Below are 21,747 nucleotides of genomic sequence, written 5' to 3' on the forward strand. Positions count from 1 at the left end.
TACCTTTATACTACCGGTCGTGCCGCCGCAGAGGCGGAATTGCCGGCTACCCGAACTGGAGATTGAGATGTGGCAACAAGCTGAGCGATACCCCGACCCCCGGGTGATTTCGCTAGACCCTTCCTTCGATAAATACCGCGTGGCCTTTTCGGCTGTCGAACGGCTGGCGACAGGCTACCGGTGGACCGAGGGTCCAGTCTGGTTCGGCGATGGACGCTATCTGCTCTGGAGCGACATTCCGAACAACCAGATGCTGAAATGGGAGGAGGAAACAGGCGTGGTCAGCGTGTTCCGGAAACCTTCCAACTACGCAAACGGCAACACCCGTGACCGGCAGGGACGACTCGTCACCTGCGAGCACGGGCGCCGCGTCACACGCACGGAATACGACGGCAGCATCACCGTCCTTCTCGATTCCTTTGAAGGCAAATCACTTAATTCCCCCAACGATCTGGTAGTGAAATCGGACGGCTCCATCTGGTTCACCGATCCGCCGATGGGCATTTCCGGACACTACGAAGGAATCAAGGCGGAACAGGAACTCCCGCACTCCGTCTACCGGATCGACGGCGTGACGGGCGAAGCGTCCGTCGTCACGCGCGACCTGAAAGGGCCAAACGGCCTGTGCTTTTCACCCGACGAGAAGCTGCTCTACATCATCGAATCGCGCGGCGTGCCCAACCGGATGATTCACGTCTATGAAATGGACGCGGACGGTCGCGGAATCGGTAAAGGGCGGATGTTCTACGACGCCGGAGTCGGCACGATCGACGGAATGCGCGCGGACATCGACGGCAATTTGTGGTGCGGCTGGGGCATGGGCAACGACGAACTCGATGGCGTCATGGTCATTTCGCCGCAAGGAAAGATGATTGGCCGGATCGCCCTGCCCGAGCGCTGCGCGAATTTGTGTTTTGGCGGACGTGCACGTAACCGGCTGTTCATGGCGGCGTCGCAGTCCATTTATGCGGTCCACGTCAACACCCAGGGCGCCCTGGGTGGCTAACCCGGTTCGCCGCGCAACGTATCCCGGTCACCGGCGTGCGCCGGTGGCGACGCTTCACTTTGAAACCCAGACTTGATAACCCCGACATGCAAAGCAAACCCGTATTGACCGTTGTAGAAGCTACGCGAATCCTCGAAGCCGCGCGCGCGGAAGCAGAGAAAAACCAGTGGGCAGTCACCATTGCGGTTGCGGATGACGGAGGCCACCTGCTGGCCCTGCTCCGACTCGACGGCTGTGCGCCGATCGGCGCTTACATCGCGACCGAAAAGGCGCGTACCTCAGCGCTCGGCCGGCGTGAATCGAAGCAGTACGAAGACATGATCAACGGCGGCCGGACCGCATTCCTGAGCGCGCCGCTGGCCGGCACGCTGGAAGGCGGCGTCCCGGTCGTGGTCGACGGGCACATTGTGGGCGCGGTCGGCGTGTCCGGGGTCAAGCCGGAGCAGGATTCGCAAGTGGCCAGAACCGCAGCAAACAGCCTCAACGGCTGATTGATACATTGGAAATGTTGGAGCACATGATGGGTGAAATGATCGAGCGAAACGGGCTGCGTGTTGCGGCTGTTCTGAGTAAATTTGTCGACGATGAAGCATTGCGCGGGACCGGCATCGACAGCGAGGTGTTCTGGAAAGGCTTCGATGCCCTCGTCCACGACCTCGCGCCGAAGAACCGCGCATTGCTCGCAGAACGCGACCGTCTGCAGACGGAGCTGGACCAGTGGCACCGCGCAAATCCGGGGCCGGTGCGCGATCTGAAGGCATACCGCGCATTTCTCGAAGGCATCGGCTATATCGTGCCGGCGAGCGCAGCCGTGAAAGCGACGACTGAGAACGTCGATACCGAAATCGCCGAACAGGCGGGAGCGCAACTCGTCGTGCCGCTCTCGAACCAGCGCTACGCGCTCAACGCCGCGAATGCGCGCTGGGGCAGCCTGTACGACGCGCTCTATGGCACCGACGCCATCCCCGAAACCGACGGCGCGGTACGCACCGCTTACTACAACGTAGTCCGCGGTGCGCGCGTGATCGCGCGTGCCCGTGCCTTCCTCGACGAAGCCGCGCCGCTCGCCAACGGCTCGCACGTCGACGCCATCGCATACCGCGTGGAATGCGGCAAGCTCGCCGTCACGCTCAAGAACGGCTCGTCGGCATTGAAGGTTCCGGCACAGTTCATCGGCTATCAGGGCGACGCTGGCTCCCCTTCCGCCGTCCTGCTTAAGCACCACGGCCTGCACTTCGAGATCCAGATCGACGCCACGCACCCGATCGGCAAGACCGACGCAGCGCGCGTGAAAGACGTGCTGATGGAAGCGGCCGTCTCGACGATTATCGATTGCGAAGACTCGGTTGCCGCCGTCGACGCCGCCGACAAGGTCCAGCTTTACCGCAACTGGCTAGGCCTCGCGAAAGGCGAACTGACCGAGCAAGTCACGAAGAACGGCAAGACCTTCACGCGCCGCCTGAACGCCGATCGCACATACACCGCGCCCGACGGCTCGACCGTGAAGCTGCATGGCCGCTCGTTGCTGTTCATTCGCAACGTGGGGCATCTGATGACAAATCCGACGATCGTCGATCGCGACGGTCATGAGATTCCCGAAGGCATTCTGGATGCCGTGATGACATCGCTGGGCGCGATGCACGACCTGCAAAACAAGCTCAATTCGCGCACCGGCTCGATTTACATCGTCAAGCCGAAGATGCACGGGCCGGCCGAAGTCGCGTTCGCCAATGAACTGTTCGGTCGCGTCGAAGATCTGCTGGGGCTGCCGCGCCACACCATCAAGATGGGCATCATGGACGAGGAGCGCCGCACGAGCGTCAACCTGCCGGCGTGCATTGCGGCGGCATCGGCACGCGTGGCGTTCATCAATACGGGCTTCCTGGATCGCACCGGCGACGAGATGCACAGCGTCATGGAAGCGGGTCCGATGATGCGCAAGGGCGATATGAAATCGTCGGCGTGGATCGCGGCTTACGAGCGCAATAACGTACTGGCCGGCCTAAGCTCGGGATTGCGCGGACGCGCGCAGATCGGCAAGGGCATGTGGGCGATGCCCGACCTGATGCACGCGATGCTCGAACAGAAGATCGCGCATCCGAAAGCGGGCGCGAACACGGCCTGGGTGCCGTCGCCGACCGCCGCAACGCTGCACGCGCTGCACTACCATCAAGTTGACGTTCAGGCCGTGCAGCAGGAGCTGGAAACGACGGGCTACGACAGCGTACGCGATGAACTGCTCGATGGCTTGCTGACCATACCTGTGGTCGAAAAGGCGCAGTGGTCGGAGGAGGAAATCTGCGAGGAAATCGAGAACAACGCGCAAGGGATTCTGGGTTACGTGGTGCGCTGGATCGATCAGGGCGTCGGATGCTCGAAGGTGCCGGATATTCACGATATCGGTCTGATGGAAGACCGCGCGACGCTGCGCATTTCGAGCCAGCACATTGCGAACTGGCTGCATCACGGGGTGGTGTCGGAGGCGCTGGTGAACGAAACGTTCAAGCGCATGGCGAAAGTGGTGGATGCGCAGAACGCCAACGACCCGCAGTACCAGCCCATGACCGGTCACCTGGACACATCGCTCGCCTTCAAAGCGGCGAAGGCGCTGGTTTTTGAAGGGCGCGCGCAGCCTGCCGGGTATACGGAGCCATTGCTGCACAAGTTCCGGCTGGGCGCGAAGGCTTAGGCGCGGATCGCAGTCGACACCGCGGGACGATTCCGGCCTGCATGGAGGGCCACCGCCGTCGTCCCGCGCGTCCATGCGTCTGGCGACCGGCGGCCCCGGTTCGTGTTTTCACAAGGCGCCACGCCGTGTGCCGCCGAGCTAGGTGTTGCGAGGGCGCCCCGTGGTACCGCGCACGATCAGGTCGGTCGGCACGATGTACTGCGAACTGACCGGCCGCCCTTCGATCCGGGCGAGCAGATACTCGGCGCTGCGCGCGCCGATTTCGTCGGCTGCGAGCCGCATGGTCGTCAACGGCGGCGACGTGAAGCTGGAAAACTCGATGTCGTTGATGCCCGCTATCGACAGCTCGCCCGGTACGTCGATACCCGACTCGCGCGCTTCGGCAAGCGCACCGATTGCAAGCAGATCGGTACCGCAGATGACAGCCGTTGGACGCTCGGGACCGTTCATCAGCGCCTTCATCGCCATCTGGCCTTCAATGATCTTATGCGGCATCTCGATCAGATGCTCGTGGCGCAACTGCAGCCCACGTGACTGCAGCGCCGCGCGCACACCAACGACGCGATCAGCCGCACGATCGCTGTGCTGCGTCATCTGGGTAATCATGCCGAATCGCACATGCCCGAGTTCGAGCAGATACTCGGCGAGGCGCCGACCCACCGCGACATTGTCGAATCCGACATAAGGATGATCGTGATCGACGGTCCAGCCGTTGACGAGCGGAATCTGCTCCTTTTCGATCAGTTCGTACAGCGCAGGCGAGTGGTTACGGCCTACCAGCATCAGGCCGGCAATGCCGTCCGCGATCAGCGCACGCACCTGCTTCAGTTCGTCCTCCTGGTCGTAGTACGAACAGCCAAGCAGCAACGTATAGCCGGCTTCCCCAATGCGCTTTTGCAGCGCGAACACACCGATCGCGAAGTTCTGGTTTTCCAGCGACGGAATCACCGCACCGATCGTCTTCGAGCGCTGCGACGCCAGCGCGCGCGCCGCGGCGTGCGGCGTGTAGCCGAGTGTCTGTGCGATCTCGCGTACGCGGTTCTGCAGTTCGGCCGCTACCGTCGCGTTGCCGTTCAGCACACGCGAAACGGTCGCGGTCGATACACCCGCTGCGCGTGCCACGTCCAACACGGAAATTGCATTCGATTTGCGACGCGGCGCTCTTTTCTTTGTTTCTGCGGTCAACTTGCACCCTGCCCGGTGTCGAGGCGCACGATCGCGCCTTCTTAGCCGCATTCTATAACGAGGCGCACCGGGAAATGGAGGCCGCCGGGATCCGGATTCAGGCACCGGTCGAGGGATTGCGGCCAACCCGCGCGGCAAGCAGCAATTGATGAAATGCACTGAACACCCGGCGCATTTGCGCAAGCTTGTACGGAAACAAGGCCGCATCGTCCATATCGTGGACGACCATAGCTGTCGCGATTTCGAAAATAAGCAGCCGTCCGTCTTCTGTTTCGGCGCAATCGAATCCGACGTAGTCCAGGCTTGTCCGCTCGACTACGGCGCGCAAAGCTTCGCGATGGCGCACCGCAAAGGTGGTGTCGAAATTGGCCATCAGACGCTCCTCCTCGGCCCGGCGCTCCGGATGCGCGATCATTTCCGCGTAGGGGTAGTGAACCATCCAGTGCGCCGAAATGCCCATATGACACAAAAAAGGCGTCATCCCGATCATCACGATCCGGTATTTACGGAACAGTCCGTCCGCACTGCTGTAGTCGATGAAGGGCGCGATGTAAAACTCGGCGACAGCCGAACGATCCACGTAATCGGCAAGTTCCGCGGCGCAGGAAATGCGCTCCAACCCCTCGCCGGCATGCGATCCGACCGGGCGGACGATGAGCGGATAATCCAAGTCCAGCATGACGAGGTTGTCGGATCGACCCGCGAGCAGATCCAGAATTTCAGCGCGCGAAACGCGTCTCGTTGGCGCCATACAGATATCCGGGACGCCGCCCAGCAGCGCGTAGGCCGCTTCGCGCGTCGTGTGCGCGATACCTTCCGGCAGGTTGAGCACGGGCTTTGTTGTCGTGTGTAACAACGAGGCGATCAGGTCGAGAGCCGCGATATTCTCATCCAGCGCGCACGCTGCCACCAACACGACATCATGCTCCGGCAAGCGGCATTCCTGCGTGGAGTGTTCGTCGATATAGAGCACGTCGACCTGCAAGTCGGCGTGTTCAAGAAGGCACTCGACCGGCGTATTCGCCATCAGGTCGCCGGGCGCTTTCAGCACCAGCAACTTTACCGACGGACTTTCCGTGCTGGCATTTTTAATCCGGTAAAGTCGGCGCATCTGCAATGCCTGCCGCTGAACGGCAAGCGCCGCCGGCTTTTCGTATTTCATCTCCAGGACCAGCGAGAGATCGAGCAGTGCGCCAGGATCGTCATGGCGCTGCGCGTACTCAAGCAGACTCACGCCCAGTGGCGTCAGGTCATTGCCCGCGGTCGCCGCCCTTAACAATACACTCAGGCCCAGGGATTGATAGGCCTCGCAGGTTGCTTCAGTCATGGCCGTCACGTCCGCTTTCATCCGGGTCCGCCAGAGCGTGAACCGCCGAAGGCAGCGCGCCGACATATCCAACTTCTTCCTCGAACCAGCCTTCAGGAATACCCTCCGCGGACGGCGCTTCGCGATATGTTGCCCTGTCACCCACCGTCGAGTTATCGACAACCAGCGACAAACCTACCGGCTTTGCGTGGTGCTTCGCTGCGCACATGTGTGTTCCCTTAAATGTTGATGCGACGGCTCGCGCGAGCCACAAGCCGCTATGCGAAGGCATACCCGAGGCACGCGCTGCAATGCAGTTGCACTCCACGCTTCGTGTAGTTAACGAAACGGTAATCCTGCGGTCAACGCGTCGACAGCCGGAATGACAACAATAGGAATGGTGGTGCAAGCCATTCATTCCTCGCCAACCGGAGAAACACCATGAAACTGCTTACCGCCTTCGCTGTGATCGCCTTCAGCTTGTCGTTCGGCGCCAATGCTTTCGCCCAGTCATCCACCGGCGGCTTGACGCGGGCCGAGGTGTACGCTCAACTCGTGCAGGCCGAGGCAGACGGCCTCGTACCGGCACCCAGGAGCGACTATCCGCCGTCTGCAGAGGCCGTCGCCCGCAATCGCGAAATCTATGCGATCCGGCATGGCACCGACGCCGCAAGCCCGACAACTACCACAGACTCCGCAGCCGCCCATTCGGAGTCGGCGTCGAACTGATGCCGTGAAGCAATGCGTGCCGCCCAGTCATCGGGCAAACACTGCCCGATGACCGCAAAGCGCAAGCGATCAGAATTTGTGCCGGATACCGACGCGCGCGAGGACCTGATTCGCGCTCGACGACGGTGCATCCGCGCCCGTTATATACGCGGTATTCAATGGAGCCGACACCGTGCCGCCACCCGATGCGTGCTGGTACATACCCTGCACGTAGACGTCGGTGCGCGCTGACAGGTTATAGTCCGCCATCAAGCCCACCTGCTGGTATTTCGGCTTCGAATTGCCCGCACTGGAATCGAAGTGGGCAATCGTGTAGTTGTACATCGCGCCGACATACGCGGCCTTCGTCAATTGATACTTGGCGTTGAGTTCGAAGTTATCGAATTTCAGGCTGGTCGCGGTGTTTGCGAAGTTGCCGACGTAGACCGAGCCGGTCGCGTCGTTCAGGCTCGTATGGCTATACACAAAGCCGAGCAACGTCGGTCCGATCGTGTAGTTGATGCCCGCGCCCCAGACTTGTTGACGGCCGGCGAAAAAGTCGGTGTCGTCGGCAGCGAGCGAACCGCCTGTCGTGCCGCCCGGATTGTTGATCTGCATATAGGCCGCGGCCACCGTCACATTGCTGCCAACGTATTGCGCGCCGAGGCTGTAAGACCGATTGTTCGCGAAGCCGCCTGCCTGGTTGCTGAAGCCGTACAGGCCGCCGAACGTAACGCCGCCGTACGTGTTGCTCGTGTACTTCACGCTGTTGTTCAAACGGAAGGAGTTGTCGGTGTTGTCGTTATCGTACGGATGCGACATCAGATAGCCCGCCCAGTTTCCGTTTGCCGTGAGCGGCGCGAGGAAGTCGACGACGGAGTCATATTGCCGGCCCATCGTCAGCGTGCCGAATTGCGTTGAGCTCAGGCCGACGTACGCCTGACGTCCGAACATCCGGCCGCCCTGGCCGAGCTTGCCCGAGTTGACGTCGAATCCGTTTTCCAACTGGAAGACTGCCTTGGTCCCACCGCCCAGGTCCTCCGCCCCCTTCAGACCCCAGCGGGAGCCTTGCGCAAAACCGCTTTCCATCTGTACGTTCGAATGGCCGCCGGTATTGTTGGTGTAATTCAGGCCTTCGTCGATCAGGCCGTACAGCGTGACGCTGCTTTGCGCCATCGCGCTGATAGGGGCAAATGTACAGCCGAGCGCGGTATTGGCGACCGCGGCAATCAGGAGTCTTTTCATGTAGTCGGATCCTTGTGGGTAAGAACACCGCGCCGCTGCGCCACCCGCGCTATTTGCGCGGAGTCCGGGCGCAGCCGACGTCGGTTGTTCGCACTTTAGGACCTACAAAATCCCGCCCCACAGCAATTCAGTATTGCTCGATTGGTGTTGTACGGGGCCTACGCGCACGTCGCTTTGTGCCTTGCCTTCGAACGGTTTCCGACGATAGCGCTCCACGACGAAATCAACGAAGCTGCGCAAAGCAACCGCCATGTGCGGCTGCCCGAGATAGAGCAGCCACACAGTGCGTTCGTCGCCGCATAGCGCGACGTCATCCAGCAACGCACACAAGCTGCCGCTGGTCAGTTCGTGCTGTACGAACGAACGTGATAAGCGCGCGATTCCGAGTCCCGCCAGCACCGCACGCTTGATGACGTGAGGACTTTGTATGTTCAGGATCGGCCGCACAACGACGCGTTGTGTGCCGTGGGCGTCGCGAAACTCCCAGTAACGGCTCGGCGCATCCGACGCGACGAGCACGTCGTGCGAGTCCAGCTCGCCCGGCGTGCACGGCGCAGGGCGACGCGCCAGATAGTCGGGGCTTGCAACAATCACGTCGCGTGTTTGCGCGAGCGGCCGGCACACCAGCGACGAATCACGCAGGCGACGCTCCGCACTGAAGCACACATCGAACTCGCTGGCCGCGACGTCGCTCATATTGTCGAACACGGTCAGGTCGAAACTCACGCGGGGTTCGTGGGCACGGTAGGCGGCCAGCATGTCCGGTAGATCGGTAGTCGCGTACAGCGAAGACGCCGCAATCCGCAGCGACCCGGTAGGCTGTCCCACTGCGGCCGCGATACATTCGTCCATGTCGTCGAGCTGCCTGAGCAACTCGGTGCAGCGCTCCCAATACAGCCGGCCTGTCGCCGTCAACGATACGCGCCGCGTAGTCCGATTGATCAGCCGAACGCCTAAGTGTTCCTCGAGCGTCGCGACACTGCGCGTGACAACCGAATTGGAAATGCCCAATTGCTTGGCGGCTTCGGCGAAATTCAGGCACTCCGCAACCTTGGCGAAGATGCGTATCGAAGCCAACTGGTTCATCGTGTTCCCCGGCGCATGCTGGCTGGCAAGTTTCGGGCGCAATACAGCAGTGTGAGGGGGCGAGAAACCATAGGTGTGCACTCCATCTGTTAGACGTCGAGCTCCTCGCGGGGGATGGAGTCGCGTCGCTACGCCCGCGCCTAACCGCGAGAGGTTAGTTCCTAGCATAGCGACCACTTCGTTACCCCAGGCCGTCCGGCAGATTACAGGATCGTTATTTTTCCGGTTAAAACGGCGGGTTAAAAATACCAAAGCAACAGTGCTGGTTAGTATCTGTTGCATGGGCTCTGTCAAGTTGACGAGCGCAGACGATCTGCGCGGCTCCGCCGCCGGACTTGTCGCCGCGGCGCCGGATCGACGCTATCCGGCATGCGCCGCAGACGTAATACGGCAAGCCAGCAATGGACCACGCTTACTTAAGTTGCGCGACGAGCACTTCGAACGTGTGAGGAATGATCGTTGGACGCGGATGAGGATCTTGCGCCGTCGCCGCTTCGGCAGGACCGAACTTCGAAGACACCAGGTACACGCGGTGCGTCTGCGGATCGAGGGCCATCGTCTTTGCACCTTCCTGCGTCTGCACGTTCTGCATGACCCTGTAGTGATCCGCGTCGTCTTCGTGGACCACCGTCAGCGTGCCATTCGCACCGTTGGAACTGAACGCCAGCTTCAACGCCGGATCGAACGCGGCGGCATCTGGATGGCCGCCAATCGGCAAGTCGGCCACCGCATGGCCCGACTTCGCATCCACCACCATCATGTGTTCGTTCGCGCACACGGTGAACAGGCGCTCGTTCTTAGCGTCGATGGCGAGTCCCGACGGCTTCTCGCAGGGCGCTAGCGGCCAACGCGCCACTACTTCAGCAGAGCTCGCATCAATCTCGACGATCTCACTCCTGTCTTCCACGTTGACGAAAACGTGCCCCTGACCGTCGGCGGCAAGCGCCTCCGGCTTGCCGCCGACCTGCGTGGTCGCGACAATCTTGCGCGTCGCAACGTCAATTGCGCTCACGCTTTTGTCATGCCCGTTGCTGACGTAGACGCGCTGCAGGGACGGCACATACAGAATGCCGTCCGGATCGGGACCCGCGGCTTTAATGGTGTCGACCACCTTCAGCGTATCGAGGTTGATGACCGTTATCGTATTCGCACGGCCGTTGGTCACGAAACCGAGCTTGCGATCCTGGACGAACGCGAAACCGTGCACACCGTCGGTGTTTTTTATTTCGCCGAACAGCTTTCCGGTATGCGTGTCGACCACTTGAACGTGGTCATCGCGGCTCACGAACAGATGATGCCGCACCGGATCGTATGCGACGTAGTCCCAACGCTCGGCGCCTTGCAGCGCATAACGCCCGGTCACTTCGAACTGCGCGCCGGTCTTAGCGGTCACGGCGTGCGCCGCGCTACATAACAATCCGGAAAGAAGACCGCCGGCAATCAGCATGTGCAAAGTTTTGCTTCGTTTCACGTCGAAATGACTCCAGTTAATTCTGTTGATTTGATTGGGGTGCGCGCGCCTTCTCGGTCAGTTGGGGCGATCGAGATCGAACGTGACCCACAACTGCTCGGAAAGCGTCTTACCCACGAAGGCCGGATCGGGCTTTGGATAAGCCGCGTCGCGCACTGCCGCGACCGCCGCGCGGTCCAGCAAGCCCAGTCCGCTTGGGACGATCACGCGCACATCCGACACCACGCCGTCGCGATACTGAAACGCGACTCGTGTGCGTCCCGACATGCCGGCCATACGCGCCGACTCGGGGTAACGCAGCGCCGCCTGAATCGCCGCGCGCAATGCGCCCTCGAAACTCGGCGATGCCGTAGTAGGAGCGGCAGGCGGTGCAGGCGCTGGAGGCGGCGCGGGCGCCGGCTCAGTCGGCGCGACTGAAGGCAGCACCGGGGCGGGCGCTTGAACCGGCTGCAGCGGCGGCGCAACCGCAGGCTTCGGCGGCGGTGTATGCGTCACCAGGTGATGCACCGGCACAACCGGCCGCACCGGCGGCGTCTGAAGCTTCGGCGGTGTTGGAACAACCGGCTTTGGCGCCGGCGGCGCCGGCGGGGTCGACGCGGGTGGCGCAGCAAGGGTCAGCGTGGTCGGCGGAAGTTCGACCGGGGCCGGCGCCTTGTGCGTCAGGAACACTAACGCACCGCCGAGCAACAGCGCCTCCGCGACCAGCGCAAGCGCCGCGGCGGGAAATAGGCGGGTGCGTTCTTGCGACATGCCGGAGACGGGTACAGTCGCCATATCAGTTCGCCACAGGTTGCGCGGCCAGCGCGATCTGCGTGACGCCCGCGGCCCGGCACGCGTCCATCACGGCGACGAGCTTCTGGAGCTGCGCTTCCTTCGAGCCGGCAATCGTCACCGCCGTGTGGGCGACATCCGGGCGCGCCGCAAGCATCGCCGTCAGTTGCGCGGTGCTGAGCGTCTTACCGTCGACGGACACGCTGCCGTCAACGGCAAGCGTGATCGTCACTTTCGGCGGCGGCAACGACTGCGTCGTAGCACTCGAAGGCAATTGCGTGCGCAGACCCGCATTCGGGATCATGTGCAGCGTGATCATGATGAAGAACACCAGCAGAAAGAACATGATGTCGATCATCGGAATGATCTCGATGCGAGCCTTGCGCGCTTCGAAGTACTTCATCGTCACACTCCCTGCGACGCGAGCTTGCCGACTACCGCGCGCGGCGTCTCACGCACTGGCTTCGCGGCTTCCTGCGAGGTTGCCGCGAGGCGGTTGACGAGTGCGGCCTTCAAGGTCTCGAGCTGGTGCAATACGGCGCGTGCCCGATTGTGCAGGCCGTTGAAAAATACCAGCCCGATCATCGCCACGAACAAGCCCGATGCCGTCGCGACCAGCGCTTCGGCGACGCCGCCCGTGACCTGGGTCGGCGCATTGCCCGGATTCGACAGGACCTGAAACGCGTTGAACATGCCCACGATCGTGCCGAAGAGGCCAAGCAACGGCGCCAGCGTGACAATCGTATCGAGCACCCACAGCAGGCGGTCGATGCGCGGCGCCTCGCGCATGATCGCTTCGTCGAGGCAAGCGCCAAGTTCTTCGCGCGACGCCTGCCCTGGAACGCTCGCCGCCGTCTTTATCAGTCTGCCGGTGGGCAAGTCGTCGAATTGCTCGGCGCAGGATACGAGCGCGGCCACATTCAACGGATTGAGGTGGTCGAGTTGCTCGAGCGCATCGCGGCCACTACCCGCTACACGGTGCAGATACCAGAGGCGCTCGATGATAATCGTCATGGCGATGAACAGCATCGTAGCGATGACGTAGAGTACGCCGCCTGAATCGTTCGCAAGGTCGGTGAGGTGAGCAAGGTTCATGGATAAAAGTTTCCTGGTGAAGATCAGAAGTCCATCTGCATCGTTCCGATGAACGCGCGGCCCGGGACCGTGTAGTAGAGCGGCGTACCGTCAGCAACAGTCTGGCCGGCGAGCCAGTCGATGCTGGTCCGGTTGAAGAGGTTGTCGATCTGGAAACCGAGGCGTACGTCGCGGAACCACGGCGAGGGGCTCTTGAACGTGTAACCGGTGGCGAGGTTCGTCACGGCATAACCGCCGATCGGGATCTGATTGCCCGTGAGGCCGTACTGCCGGCCGATGAACTTTGTGATTAGCGAGCCGGTCAACGGACCGTGTTCATAGATCACGCCGAACGCGGCCGTCTCGCGCGGCGAGTTGGGCATCCAGTCGTTAGTGCCCTTCTGCTTCGCCGAGTTGACCGTGAAGTTGCCGTACAGGCTGAAGCCGAGCCCCGCGTAGTACGTTCCTTCCGTTTCGACGCCCTTGTAGATCGCCCCACCGGCGTTCTGGAAGAATGTGACGCCGCCGATCGTCTGGTTCGTGACCGCATTCTTGAAGTTCACGTAGTACAGGTCGACGGAGGCCGTGACGCGATCGGTCTTATAGGTGGTGCCGATCTGATAGTTGTCGGTCTGCTCCGGCGAGGGTTGGCCGGAGATAGCCGGATTGTTGACGTAAAGCGCGTTCAGATTGGGTGCGAGAAAGCCCTGCGCATACTGAGCGTAGGCACTCCAGACCGGATTGATCTGCTCGTGGATCTGCAGCGACGGCAGCACCTTGGTCCAGGTATGGCTGAAGTCCACCGGCGTGCCCGAGCCCTGGTTCATGTCCGAGTACAGATGACGCGTGAACGACGCGTATTTCACACCGGGCGTGATCGTGAGGCCGTACGGCAACTTCAGCGCGTATTGGATATACGGCTGCCACGTGAGGAAGTTGTCGTTCATGGCGAAGTTCGGCGACGTGAACGCGAAGTTAAGGCTGTCGTCGACGTTGAAGTTGTTGCGGAAATTCGTCTGGTACGCGAGCCAGGTTCCGAGCTCCAGCGTGCCCGGGCCGAGATCTCTTTGGGCGCGCAGCACATCGCCCCACGCGCGGTAGTTGTTGTTCATCTCCTGGCCTGGTACGTTGTTCGCGCCGTAGATGGTGCCGTTCGGCGTTTCGCCGTTCGGATCCATGCCGTTGAAGCCGTTGTGGTAGTACCCGTACGTGTAGAGCTTGTTGTCGATCGCCCACTGCGCGACTTTAGACTGGATGCCGATGTACTCGAAGTCCGTATTGATCAGGTCGAAGTTGTAACCCGAGAACGCCTGGCTCGTCGGATCGCTGGACAGTCCGTAGTTGGGGCCGAACTGCGCGATCTGGGCCGCGGTCGTGCCGTACGAGACGTCCTGATGGATCTTGCTGTAGGTGGCAAACAGCGTGAGCAGCGTATCGTCGCCAAGCGGCTTCTCAAGCTTGAAGTAGACGTTCTGCCGACGCTGGGCCGCACCGGTCAGATAACCGTCGCTGCTGCTTTGCGTGTAGCCGAACATTGCGCGTGCGTCACCCAGCTGCTGTACGTCGCCCGTGTTGAACTCGGCGCCGGCGAGCCAGGTGTTATAGCTGCCATACGAGCCGATCAGCGAGGCCGATGGGGTCATCGTTGGGTCCTTCGACTGCATGCCGAGCAGGCCGCCGAACGTGGCGAAGCCGATTTGCGACGCGTCGCCGGGCCCGCGATCGACGGTGATGCCGTTGAGGAATTGCGATGTGAAGAACGATGTCGAGTGATGAGTGAAGTCGTTCGTGTCGCCGAACGGAATGCCGTCGAATGTCACGTTGTACTGACCGTCCTGAAAGCCACGGATGGTGACACCCGCCGACTCCATCAGACCGGGGCCGTTCGGATTGACGCTCTGAACACTCGGCGCGATATTGGCGATGTCGCTATAGGTTGCAGTCGGCGCGGTGCTGTTTTCAATGTAGCGGCGGCTGATCGTCGACTGCGGTTCGGTTGCCGTGAGTGAGCCTTGCGAAGGTGCTTGAGCCGGTGCGGATTCGACTTTCCTGCTTGCAGCCACGCTGTTACCCGACGACGAAACGGCCGTGCTTTGCACGGAGCCCAGGTCGCCCGAGGTCTGTGCGCCGGCGGCCTGAGCGTAAGAGACCTGCGTTCCGGCGGCGCAGAGTGTGGCGATAACGAACTGCGTCAGCGGCGTCTTACACAGCGTTGAACGTACCCGTTGCATGGTGCATGGATCCTTGTTTTTGAATGTGGCCGTGGGGCGTTGAATCAAACAAGCCGCGATGTTAAGGGCGGTCCATTAATGCCCAGTGATGGTTAACTTACGAAATTAAAGTTCTCGTTACGGATCGACAACGAGCTGCGTGAATCGCAAGGACGGCCCCGCGCGAGCTTAGATTTGTAAGTTTTCGGACACCGCTCATTCATCTGCTCACACTAGGATCAGCCCTCAGCCACGCTCGACGTGTGGTTGAAATCAGTTAGCCTGGCGCACGTTGCGTGCGCTACGTCTAGGCTTCGCTGCAAGCCATCTTCTCTTCACGGGCACCATGAAACGTCTTCATTCTTTGCCGCTGGTTATCTGTCTAATGATTGCAGCGGGCACAACAGGTGCGTTAAGCCAGCCTGTGCTCGCGCAAACCGCCACGTATCTCGACGCACACCAGGTTGACCTAAGCAAGCTTCTCGCGCCGCCTCCCGCGGCTGACTCCGCCCGTGGACAGGCGGATATGGCAACTGTTCTGGAGGTGCAGCGCACCCGCACGCCTGAACAGGTGGAGCGCGCGAGGGCCGACGTCAAAAAGACGGTATTCCGGTTTGCAGATGTGCTCGGCCCGGAGTTCAACGAAGTCAATCTTCCCAAGACCGCGGCGCTCTTCGATGCCGCGAACCATGACGCGTCGACGATCGCGAAAACCGGCAAGGACTTTTTCTCGCGAGCACGCCCTTATATTGCGAACCCGGGCGTGCATCCGTCGGTTCCGCTCAATCCTAAGGATGGCTACGATTCTTATCCCAGCGGTCACTCCACCTTTGGCTATATGACCGCGATCCTGCTCGCGCAGATGGTCCCTGAAAAGCGCGATACGCTTTTTGCACGCGGCCGCGAATACGGCGAAAACCGCGTGGTGGATGGCGTTCACTATCCGAGCGATGTGGAAGCCGGCCGGATTGACGGCACGCTCGTCGCCGAGGCGCTAATGGCGAACCCCGCGTTTCAGAAGGCGTTTGCTGAAGCGCGAGCCGAAGTCCGCGCAGCCTTGAAGCTCAATTGATTCGACGTTGGCGAGTGGCTGCCCGCATGTCACGAGACGGAAATATTTTCATGTCACGCTGTGCGGCCGCGCGTGTTAAGTCCGAGCGGCCGGCTCATCCTGTCGCCAATCGGCTGAAGGATCCCTGCTGGCCCCTGTGACGCATGAATCAAATGGGAAAACGTTCGTTTGGAAAGTGAATCGCTGCTCGCCTGGCCGAAGGCGCGCAAACCGCGCGTGCTGGTTGTTGAAGACGACGATCCCGTGCGTCTTGAAGTCGTCGCTGCGCTCGAAGACTACGGGTTCGCGGTGGATGGTGTCGCAAGCGGACACCTTGGCCTGCTGCGCATGCTGGAAGGCGATTTCGATGCGGTCGTCATGGATCGCATGTTGCCCGATGTCGATGGCCTGTCGATTTTGTCCACCTTGCGCAATGTCGGCAAGCAAACGCCGGTACTGATCCTGAGCGCGTTGTCCGCGGTCGACGAGCGCGTGCGAGGTCTGCGCGCGGGCGGTGACGATTATCTGACCAAGCCGTTCGACAGTCTCGAGCTGACCGCCCGTCTGAGTGCGTTGCTGCGGCGCCGTTCGTCGCTGACGGAGCCGTCGGCGATGAGCGTCGGCGATCTCGTCCTCGATATGAGCACGCATGTTGTGGCGCGCGCCGGAGACGTGATCGATCTGAAACCACGCGAGTATCAGTTGCTCGAATATATGATGCGTCACGCGGGACAACCGGTCACGCGCGCAATGCTCTTCGAGTCCGTGTGGAATTACCGTTTCAACGCTCAAACCAACGTAATCGATATGCACATAGGCCAGCTACGCCGCAAGATCAGCCTGGATGGCCGCCTCTCAGCGATGATCCACACGGTGCGCAATGTCGGCTACATCCTCCATGCCGGCGAGTAGACGCCGCCCGCGCATGCACATCAGCAGCATTACGTGGCTGCTGGCAGTGTTCATCAGTTCGGCGATCGCGTTGTTCGGGACGCTGTACTGGGTGACGCACGGTTATTTACTGCACGAGGTCGACGAGCGTTTGCTCGGCGAGGTCGCGGAATTTCGCTCGATTGGACGTGACGAGGCAATCTCGGACGTGGCGGCGTTGAGCCGGCGCGACGTGGCGAGCAGCAGACCCTACGGTGCGTTCGATGCCAATGGCCGATGGCTCGCGGGCAATATCCCCATGCTGCCGGACGCGCGCGAAGGCAAGCCGTTCTATTACGATCAAGCCGTGGCCGACGGCAACCGCGTGAGAGACGCCCACTTTCGCGGCATCATCGTGCCGACGGCTAGCGGCCTGCGCATTGTCGTCGGTCACTCGATCGACGAAATTCGCAACTTCGATCGTATGCTCGTGAATGTGCTCTGCGTGGGCCTGACACTGACTATCATTCTCGCTGTGGGTTGCGGCGCGGCGCTCAACGCGATGTCGAATCGGCGTATCCGAGCGATTAGCCTTACCGCAGGCGAAATCATGGCGGGGCAACTGAGCCGCCGCTTGCCGACGCGCGGCACGCATCACGACCTGGATCGCCTTGCCGGGATCGTCAATTTGATGCTCGACGAAATCGAACGGCTCGTCGCCGAGGTACGCGGAGTATGCGCGGGCATCGCACACGACTTGCGCACGCCGATGACGCACCTGCGCGCGGGCCTCGAACGAGCGCGGCGGCGCGCCGATACCGTGGCCGGCTATGAAAACGCTGTCGATGCCGCCATTCTGCAATCCGACGTCGTGCTGAACCGCTTTACGGCGCTACTTCGAATTGCGGAAATCGAAGCCGACGGCAGGCGTGCGAGCTTTGGCGATGTGTCGCTGGACACGGTGTTGCGCGATGTCGTCGAACTGTACGAGCCGGCAGCGGACCAGCGCGGCTTATCGGTCTCGGTGCAGGCTCCGGAAACGGTGAAAGTGCGTGGCGACGTCGACCTGTTGTTCGGTGCGATAGAAAATCTGCTCGACAACGCGCTCAAATTCACGCCTGGCGGAGGCACGATTACGCTCGGAGCGGGCACGGATGCGGGGAAACCGGTCTTGCACGTTGCAGACTCGGGCCCAGGCATCGAAGTCGGGGAACGCGAAGCCGTACTACGTCCGTTCTACCGCGGCCCAAGTCAGCAAGCGCGTGCAACCACCGGGCATGGCCTTGGTCTCAGTCTCGTCGCGGCGATTGCGCGCGTCCACGACGCAGACCTTGAAATCCACGACAACCAGCCGGGATGCAAAGTGGTGCTGCGTTTCAGAGGATGCTTGCTGGCGCGGTGATATTCGTTCGCTTGCCTGGTCTGGCCCAGTGCGCCAGTCGCAAGCGGCCTCACAAGAATGAGGCATGAGGCGGTTGCGCAATACCAGATCGTTGATTTAACGGATATGCCTTTGTGCTTAGTCCGTCCAGTTCCTACGTCCAGTGGCGAGTTCGAGCGAGTCGAGCAGCACTTCTTCCTCAAACGGTTTGCGCAGGAAACTGACCGCCCCATGTTGCATGGCGCGTTGAACGATGTCGTCGTCGCCATGCGCGGACATGAATACTACCGGAATGCGCCTGTGTTCCGCTTTCAATTGACGCTGCACTTCGAGGCCCTGCATGCCCTGCATTCTCACGTCCAGCAAAACACATAACGCATCGTCAATCAACGGAGAAGCAAGGAATTCCTCTCCCGATGAAAACGTCACAGTCGTATATCCCGCTGACTTAAGCAGGTTTCCGACACCACTTCTTACCGAGGCGTCATCGTCGACGATGCAAACAAAGCTCATAGCTGCCAATACTCCAATTGCGCCGACCTGGTTACAGAGAAAAATATCCGGCGCGATATTTATTGCCTCGTGATGCTCATCGTGCCCGGCGAATCACTTCCCACATTCTGGCCAGCTCGATGAGCGTCTTCGCCTGCATCTTGCTCATTACGCGCCGTTTGTGAACCTTCACCGTTACCTCCTGCGTGCCTAACTCGTGCGCCATCTGTTTGATCATCCTGCCTTCCACTGCAAGTTCGAACACATCCATTTCGCGCGGCGTGAGCAACGCGGCACGTCGCAGTACATCGGCGTTGAACGCACGCTCGGCGAGGTTCGCCTCGTCCTGAGCGAGCGCTCGCCTGACGGCCTCGAGCAGTTCGTCGTCGTCGACCGGTTTGGTGAGAAACTCATGCGCACCCGCCTTGATTGCTCTCACGGACATCGGGATCGATCCGTAGCCGGTCAGGAAAATCACGGGCACCTGAATACCCTTCTGCGCGAGCTGGTTTTGCACGTCGAAGCCATTCGTGGTCTTCAGGTTCATATCCAGCAGGATGCACATCGGCACGGCCGGTATTTCTTGTGAAAGCACTTCCGTGGCCGACGCGAAACCCTGCGCTTTGAAACCCGCCGAACGCAATAAGCGCGCCAGCGCTTCCCGCACCATTTCTTCGTCGTCAATCACATACACCATCGGTTCGAGTTCCGAAGGAACGGGCATTCCAGATTCCAGAAAAATGGGGATTTGAGTGCCGTCATGGTACATGAGACTCAGCATCTAACGCTCCTTTCCAGACCGCGGCTCATACCGCTCTCAACGCGCCGCGACGGCATCCATTGCAGGCGAGCCGCCGAGCGACGCTGCGCTGAAAACCGGCCCATACAGCTGCTCTTCAGCCGACGCCAGGCAGGTCGCTTTTCTTGCGAGGATTTCGTCCATCTCGTCCGATTCGTACAGCTTGAGCAGCGCATATTCACGCGTCGTTTCCAGCAGGAAGTATTCCTTGATCTTGCTGTCGAAGGTCGTCATGAGAAAACACTTTGAGGCAAGGCCTACGATTGCTTCCGTCACGTCGTTGCGCGACAGCCGCCCGCACGCCGCCACCGCGCAGGCCGCCTCCAGCGTAAATCGCTCGGAGAAAACGCCTAGCCTCTGCAGCACCACGCGCTCCGTCATGTTGAGAAGCTGGTAGCTCCAGTCGAGCGCAGCCTCCAGCGTCTGTTGCCTCGCCGGCGCAGTCCGGCGGCCGCCTGTCAGCGCCCGGAAGCGGTCGTCCAGCTCGGACACCAGCTTGCGAATGCCGAAGACCGCGGCCCGGGCCGCAGCCAGCTCAAGCGCGAGCGGCACGCCGTCGAGCCGGCGGCAGATCGTCGCGACCATCTCGAGACCGCTCCTGTCGATTTCGACCGGCGAATTGAGCCCGCTCATCTGCGCCAGGAACACACGGACCGAACTACAGGCGAGAATGGCCTGCGAGTTGGCGTCTGCGTCAGGCGTATCGAGCGGCGCAAGCCAATAGAACTTTTCATCCCGGGTCCGTAGCGGCTCGCGGCTCGTCGCCAGAATGCGCAGGTCCGCGCAGGCCTGAACGAGCGGCTCGCAAATAGTTGCCGCGGCCTCGATCACATGCTCGCAGTTGTCCAAAAGGACCAATAGCTTGCGGCCGCGAATCGCGGCGACTATCGATTGCAGCGGGATCTCGCCCTCCGGGCACGCCATGCCCAGTGCTTTGGCCACCGTGCTGGCGACGCCCTCGGCGTTGTCCACCGAGGCCAGCGTGATAAAGCAGACTTCCATGTCCGACACGGCCGCAATTGCCCTCGCGACCGCAATGCCGAGCTGCGTCTTGCCGATGCCGCCCGGGCCGAGCAAGGTGACGATCGGCGTTCCCTTCAGCGCGCGGGTGATTTCAGCGATCGCCTCATCGCGTCCGATCAACGGCGTATGGCAAACCGGCAAGCGCGCGAGGCGCGGCGTGCCGGTTTGCATGGCAGCAGCGCTAGTGGGCGCGCTGACCGGATCAGGCGTCTCGGTTGGCATGGTCAGCCGGTAGCCGCGACCTGAGATCGTTCGAATCACCTGACTGTCGCCCCCGAAAATCTTCCTGAGCGCCGACAGCTGGACGTGAATATTGTTTTCCTCTACGACCGAGTTCGGCCACACATGCCGAAAAATCTCGTCTTTTGTGACCGTTTTCCCCTCTGCACGGATCAGCAGTTCGAGGATATCGAATGCACGCGAGCCGAGTTGGAGCACACGGTCCTCCAGGTACACTTCGCGCGTTTCCAGCGACACTGTCAGTCGACCGATCATTATCATGCTGCTCTCACGCCTGGTTGATTAGCGGGACGGGCACGTTTGAATACTTCACCCATTGCACCAACGCGGCCGGTGCGCAGACTTGCGTCGTTAGACCCATACTAGTCGGGAATATCATCCGAGCCTATTATCCATAGGGATACGGTGGGTGCCCCTGCGGTTGCCTTGTCCCACCTGCTTCCGCGCGACCGGCAAACGCCGGCGCCAGTCTCCGGCAGGGTCATCCTGCAGGCCACATGCCGGGCGCCATACTTTGGTATGACTCCGGCATACGTCCGGCTGGATGCCGCTCAGGGGGGCACACCCGCGGCCACCGCCCTTGCGCGGCGACGCCACCACTTGAGTGCGAATCGACAAGTCACCGTGCTGAGGCGAAAGATCGAGCCGGGTCGGCCCGGGATACTGGTTCTCGACAACCCAGCCTTCATCGATTCAGCGACGCAGCCCTTCGCCGTCGGCGCCCGGAGAACCCATCATGCAAGCTCAAAAAGCAGTCTGGTATCGACCCGCTTACGGCTATGCGGCCGCCGTCGTCTGTGTGGCGCTCGCCGTCTGCGGCGCGTCGAGCCCGCCTCGGGCGGTTAGCTTCAGGCAGGCGGTCGACCAGGCGGGGTGGGATGCGCAACTGCCGCTCGAACGGCTTGCGGTCGAAGCACGCAATCCGCCCGCCGTGCCGTCGCAATCGCAGTCGCCGCTGCAACCGGCAGCGCAGTCGTCACGGCGCCAGCCGGAGCAATGCGTGCATGCCACGGAGTGCAACGGGCCGAAACAGCCTCATATCGGCATGGCAAAGCTACCCACGCTACGTTCGGAACCTCGCGTGCACGGCTATTACATGAAAATCAAAGACTGGAAGAACTGGACGTGACGCGGCCTCGG

General features: G+C 61.3%; 21 protein-coding genes. 8 read left to right on the top strand and 13 right to left on the bottom strand.

Annotated features, from left to right (window positions below; genetic code table 11):
- Window positions 1–67 precede the first annotated feature (67 nt).
- From HWX91_RS13340 to HWX91_RS13350, 3 genes are all read left to right on the top strand, one after another.
- A complete protein-coding gene (locus tag HWX91_RS13340; RefSeq protein ID WP_030099186.1) occupies window positions 68–1,006 on the top strand; it encodes an SMP-30/gluconolactonase/LRE family protein in 939 nt (312 codons plus the stop codon).
- Between the two features lie 86 nt (window positions 1,007–1,092).
- Window positions 1,093–1,497, top strand: coding sequence for a heme-binding protein (locus HWX91_RS13345; RefSeq protein WP_028194200.1), 405 nt, complete (start codon window positions 1,093–1,095; stop codon window positions 1,495–1,497).
- A 38-nt stretch (window positions 1,498–1,535) separates the two neighbouring features.
- Window positions 1,536–3,695 carry a malate synthase G gene (locus HWX91_RS13350; protein WP_375792407.1) on the top strand — a complete coding sequence of 720 codons (2,160 nt, stop codon included), beginning with the start codon at window positions 1,536–1,538 and terminating at the stop codon, window positions 3,693–3,695.
- A gap of 138 nt (window positions 3,696–3,833) precedes the next feature.
- On the opposite strand, the gene HWX91_RS13355 is transcribed toward HWX91_RS13350, so the two are convergent.
- The 3 genes from HWX91_RS13355 to HWX91_RS13365 form a co-directional block, all read right to left on the bottom strand.
- Window positions 3,834–4,826 (bottom strand): LacI family DNA-binding transcriptional regulator, encoded by a 993-nt coding sequence (locus tag HWX91_RS13355; RefSeq protein ID WP_051743187.1) that lies wholly within the window; start codon window positions 4,824–4,826, stop codon window positions 3,834–3,836.
- A gap of 151 nt (window positions 4,827–4,977) precedes the next feature.
- On the bottom strand, window positions 4,978–6,207 hold the full coding sequence (locus HWX91_RS13360; RefSeq protein WP_028194203.1) for an ATP-grasp domain-containing protein: 1,230 nt from the start codon (window positions 6,205–6,207) through the stop codon (window positions 4,978–4,980).
- Complete coding sequence (locus HWX91_RS13365; RefSeq protein WP_028194204.1) at window positions 6,200–6,415, bottom strand: hypothetical protein; 216 nt, start codon at window positions 6,413–6,415, stop codon at window positions 6,200–6,202. The genes HWX91_RS13360 and HWX91_RS13365 overlap by 8 nt, the downstream gene beginning before the upstream one ends.
- 212 nt (window positions 6,416–6,627) lie before the next feature.
- On the opposite strand from HWX91_RS13365, the gene HWX91_RS13370 reads away from it, so the two are divergent.
- Window positions 6,628–6,915, top strand: a complete 288-nt coding sequence (locus tag HWX91_RS13370; protein ID WP_028194205.1) for a DUF4148 domain-containing protein — start codon at window positions 6,628–6,630, stop codon at window positions 6,913–6,915.
- 69 nt (window positions 6,916–6,984) lie between these two features.
- Here HWX91_RS13370 and HWX91_RS13375 read toward each other — a convergent pair whose 3' ends face one another.
- The 7 genes from HWX91_RS13375 to HWX91_RS13405 all read right to left on the bottom strand — a co-directional run bounded on the left by HWX91_RS13375 (window position 6,985) and on the right by HWX91_RS13405 (window position 14,772).
- The gene (locus HWX91_RS13375) at window positions 6,985–8,139 is read right to left on the bottom strand and encodes a porin (protein WP_028194206.1); all 1,155 of its coding nucleotides are present in this window, start codon (window positions 8,137–8,139) and stop codon (window positions 6,985–6,987) included.
- Window positions 8,140–8,241: 102 nt separating this feature from the next.
- Complete coding sequence (locus HWX91_RS13380) at window positions 8,242–9,225, bottom strand: LysR family transcriptional regulator (RefSeq protein WP_028194207.1); 984 nt, start codon at window positions 9,223–9,225, stop codon at window positions 8,242–8,244.
- Between the two features lie 412 nt (window positions 9,226–9,637).
- A complete protein-coding gene (locus HWX91_RS13385; RefSeq protein WP_127837972.1) occupies window positions 9,638–10,696 on the bottom strand; it encodes a YncE family protein in 1,059 nt (352 codons plus the stop codon).
- Window positions 10,697–10,753: 57 nt separating this feature from the next.
- Complete coding sequence (locus HWX91_RS13390) at window positions 10,754–11,470, bottom strand: TonB family protein (protein WP_042273688.1); 717 nt, start codon at window positions 11,468–11,470, stop codon at window positions 10,754–10,756.
- 1 nt (window position 11,471) lies between these two features.
- Complete coding sequence (locus HWX91_RS13395) at window positions 11,472–11,870, bottom strand: ExbD/TolR family protein (protein WP_028194208.1); 399 nt, start codon at window positions 11,868–11,870, stop codon at window positions 11,472–11,474.
- Window positions 11,871–11,872: 2 nt separating this feature from the next.
- Window positions 11,873–12,562, bottom strand: a complete 690-nt coding sequence (locus HWX91_RS13400; protein ID WP_028194209.1) for a MotA/TolQ/ExbB proton channel family protein — start codon at window positions 12,560–12,562, stop codon at window positions 11,873–11,875.
- Between the two features lie 23 nt (window positions 12,563–12,585).
- The gene (locus HWX91_RS13405) at window positions 12,586–14,772 is read right to left on the bottom strand and encodes a TonB-dependent receptor (protein WP_052660601.1); all 2,187 of its coding nucleotides are present in this window, start codon (window positions 14,770–14,772) and stop codon (window positions 12,586–12,588) included.
- Between the two features lie 505 nt (window positions 14,773–15,277).
- Here HWX91_RS13405 and HWX91_RS13410 point away from each other — a divergent pair.
- The 3 genes from HWX91_RS13410 to HWX91_RS13420 all read left to right on the top strand — a co-directional run bounded on the left by HWX91_RS13410 (window position 15,278) and on the right by HWX91_RS13420 (window position 18,074).
- On the top strand, window positions 15,278–15,823 hold the full coding sequence (locus tag HWX91_RS13410; RefSeq protein ID WP_208459035.1) for an acid phosphatase: 546 nt from the start codon (window positions 15,278–15,280) through the stop codon (window positions 15,821–15,823).
- Between the two features lie 168 nt (window positions 15,824–15,991).
- Entirely contained in the window at window positions 15,992–16,714 is a 723-nt protein-coding gene (locus HWX91_RS13415) for a response regulator transcription factor (protein WP_042273690.1), read from the top strand.
- A gap of 13 nt (window positions 16,715–16,727) precedes the next feature.
- A complete protein-coding gene (locus HWX91_RS13420; RefSeq protein ID WP_028194212.1) occupies window positions 16,728–18,074 on the top strand; it encodes a sensor histidine kinase in 1,347 nt (448 codons plus the stop codon).
- Window positions 18,075–18,191: 117 nt separating this feature from the next.
- On the opposite strand, the gene HWX91_RS13425 is transcribed toward HWX91_RS13420, so the two are convergent.
- The 3 genes from HWX91_RS13425 to HWX91_RS13435 form a co-directional block, all read right to left on the bottom strand.
- On the bottom strand, window positions 18,192–18,566 hold the full coding sequence (locus HWX91_RS13425; protein WP_028194213.1) for a response regulator transcription factor: 375 nt from the start codon (window positions 18,564–18,566) through the stop codon (window positions 18,192–18,194).
- A 76-nt stretch (window positions 18,567–18,642) separates the two neighbouring features.
- Window positions 18,643–19,269 carry a response regulator transcription factor gene (locus HWX91_RS13430; protein WP_028194214.1) on the bottom strand — a complete coding sequence of 209 codons (627 nt, stop codon included), beginning with the start codon at window positions 19,267–19,269 and terminating at the stop codon, window positions 18,643–18,645.
- A 93-nt stretch (window positions 19,270–19,362) separates the two neighbouring features.
- Entirely contained in the window at window positions 19,363–20,862 is a 1,500-nt protein-coding gene (locus tag HWX91_RS13435) for an ATP-binding protein (RefSeq protein WP_052660603.1), read from the bottom strand.
- Between the two features lie 481 nt (window positions 20,863–21,343).
- Here HWX91_RS13435 and HWX91_RS13440 point away from each other — a divergent pair, with 481 nt between their 5' ends.
- Entirely contained in the window at window positions 21,344–21,736 is a 393-nt protein-coding gene (locus HWX91_RS13440; RefSeq protein WP_030099202.1) for a hypothetical protein, read from the top strand.
- The last annotated feature ends 11 nt before the right edge of the window (window positions 21,737–21,747 follow it).

Source organism: Paraburkholderia fungorum (genome assembly GCF_902833645.1).
In the GTDB taxonomy this organism is placed as follows: domain Bacteria; phylum Pseudomonadota; class Gammaproteobacteria; order Burkholderiales; family Burkholderiaceae; genus Paraburkholderia; species Paraburkholderia fungorum.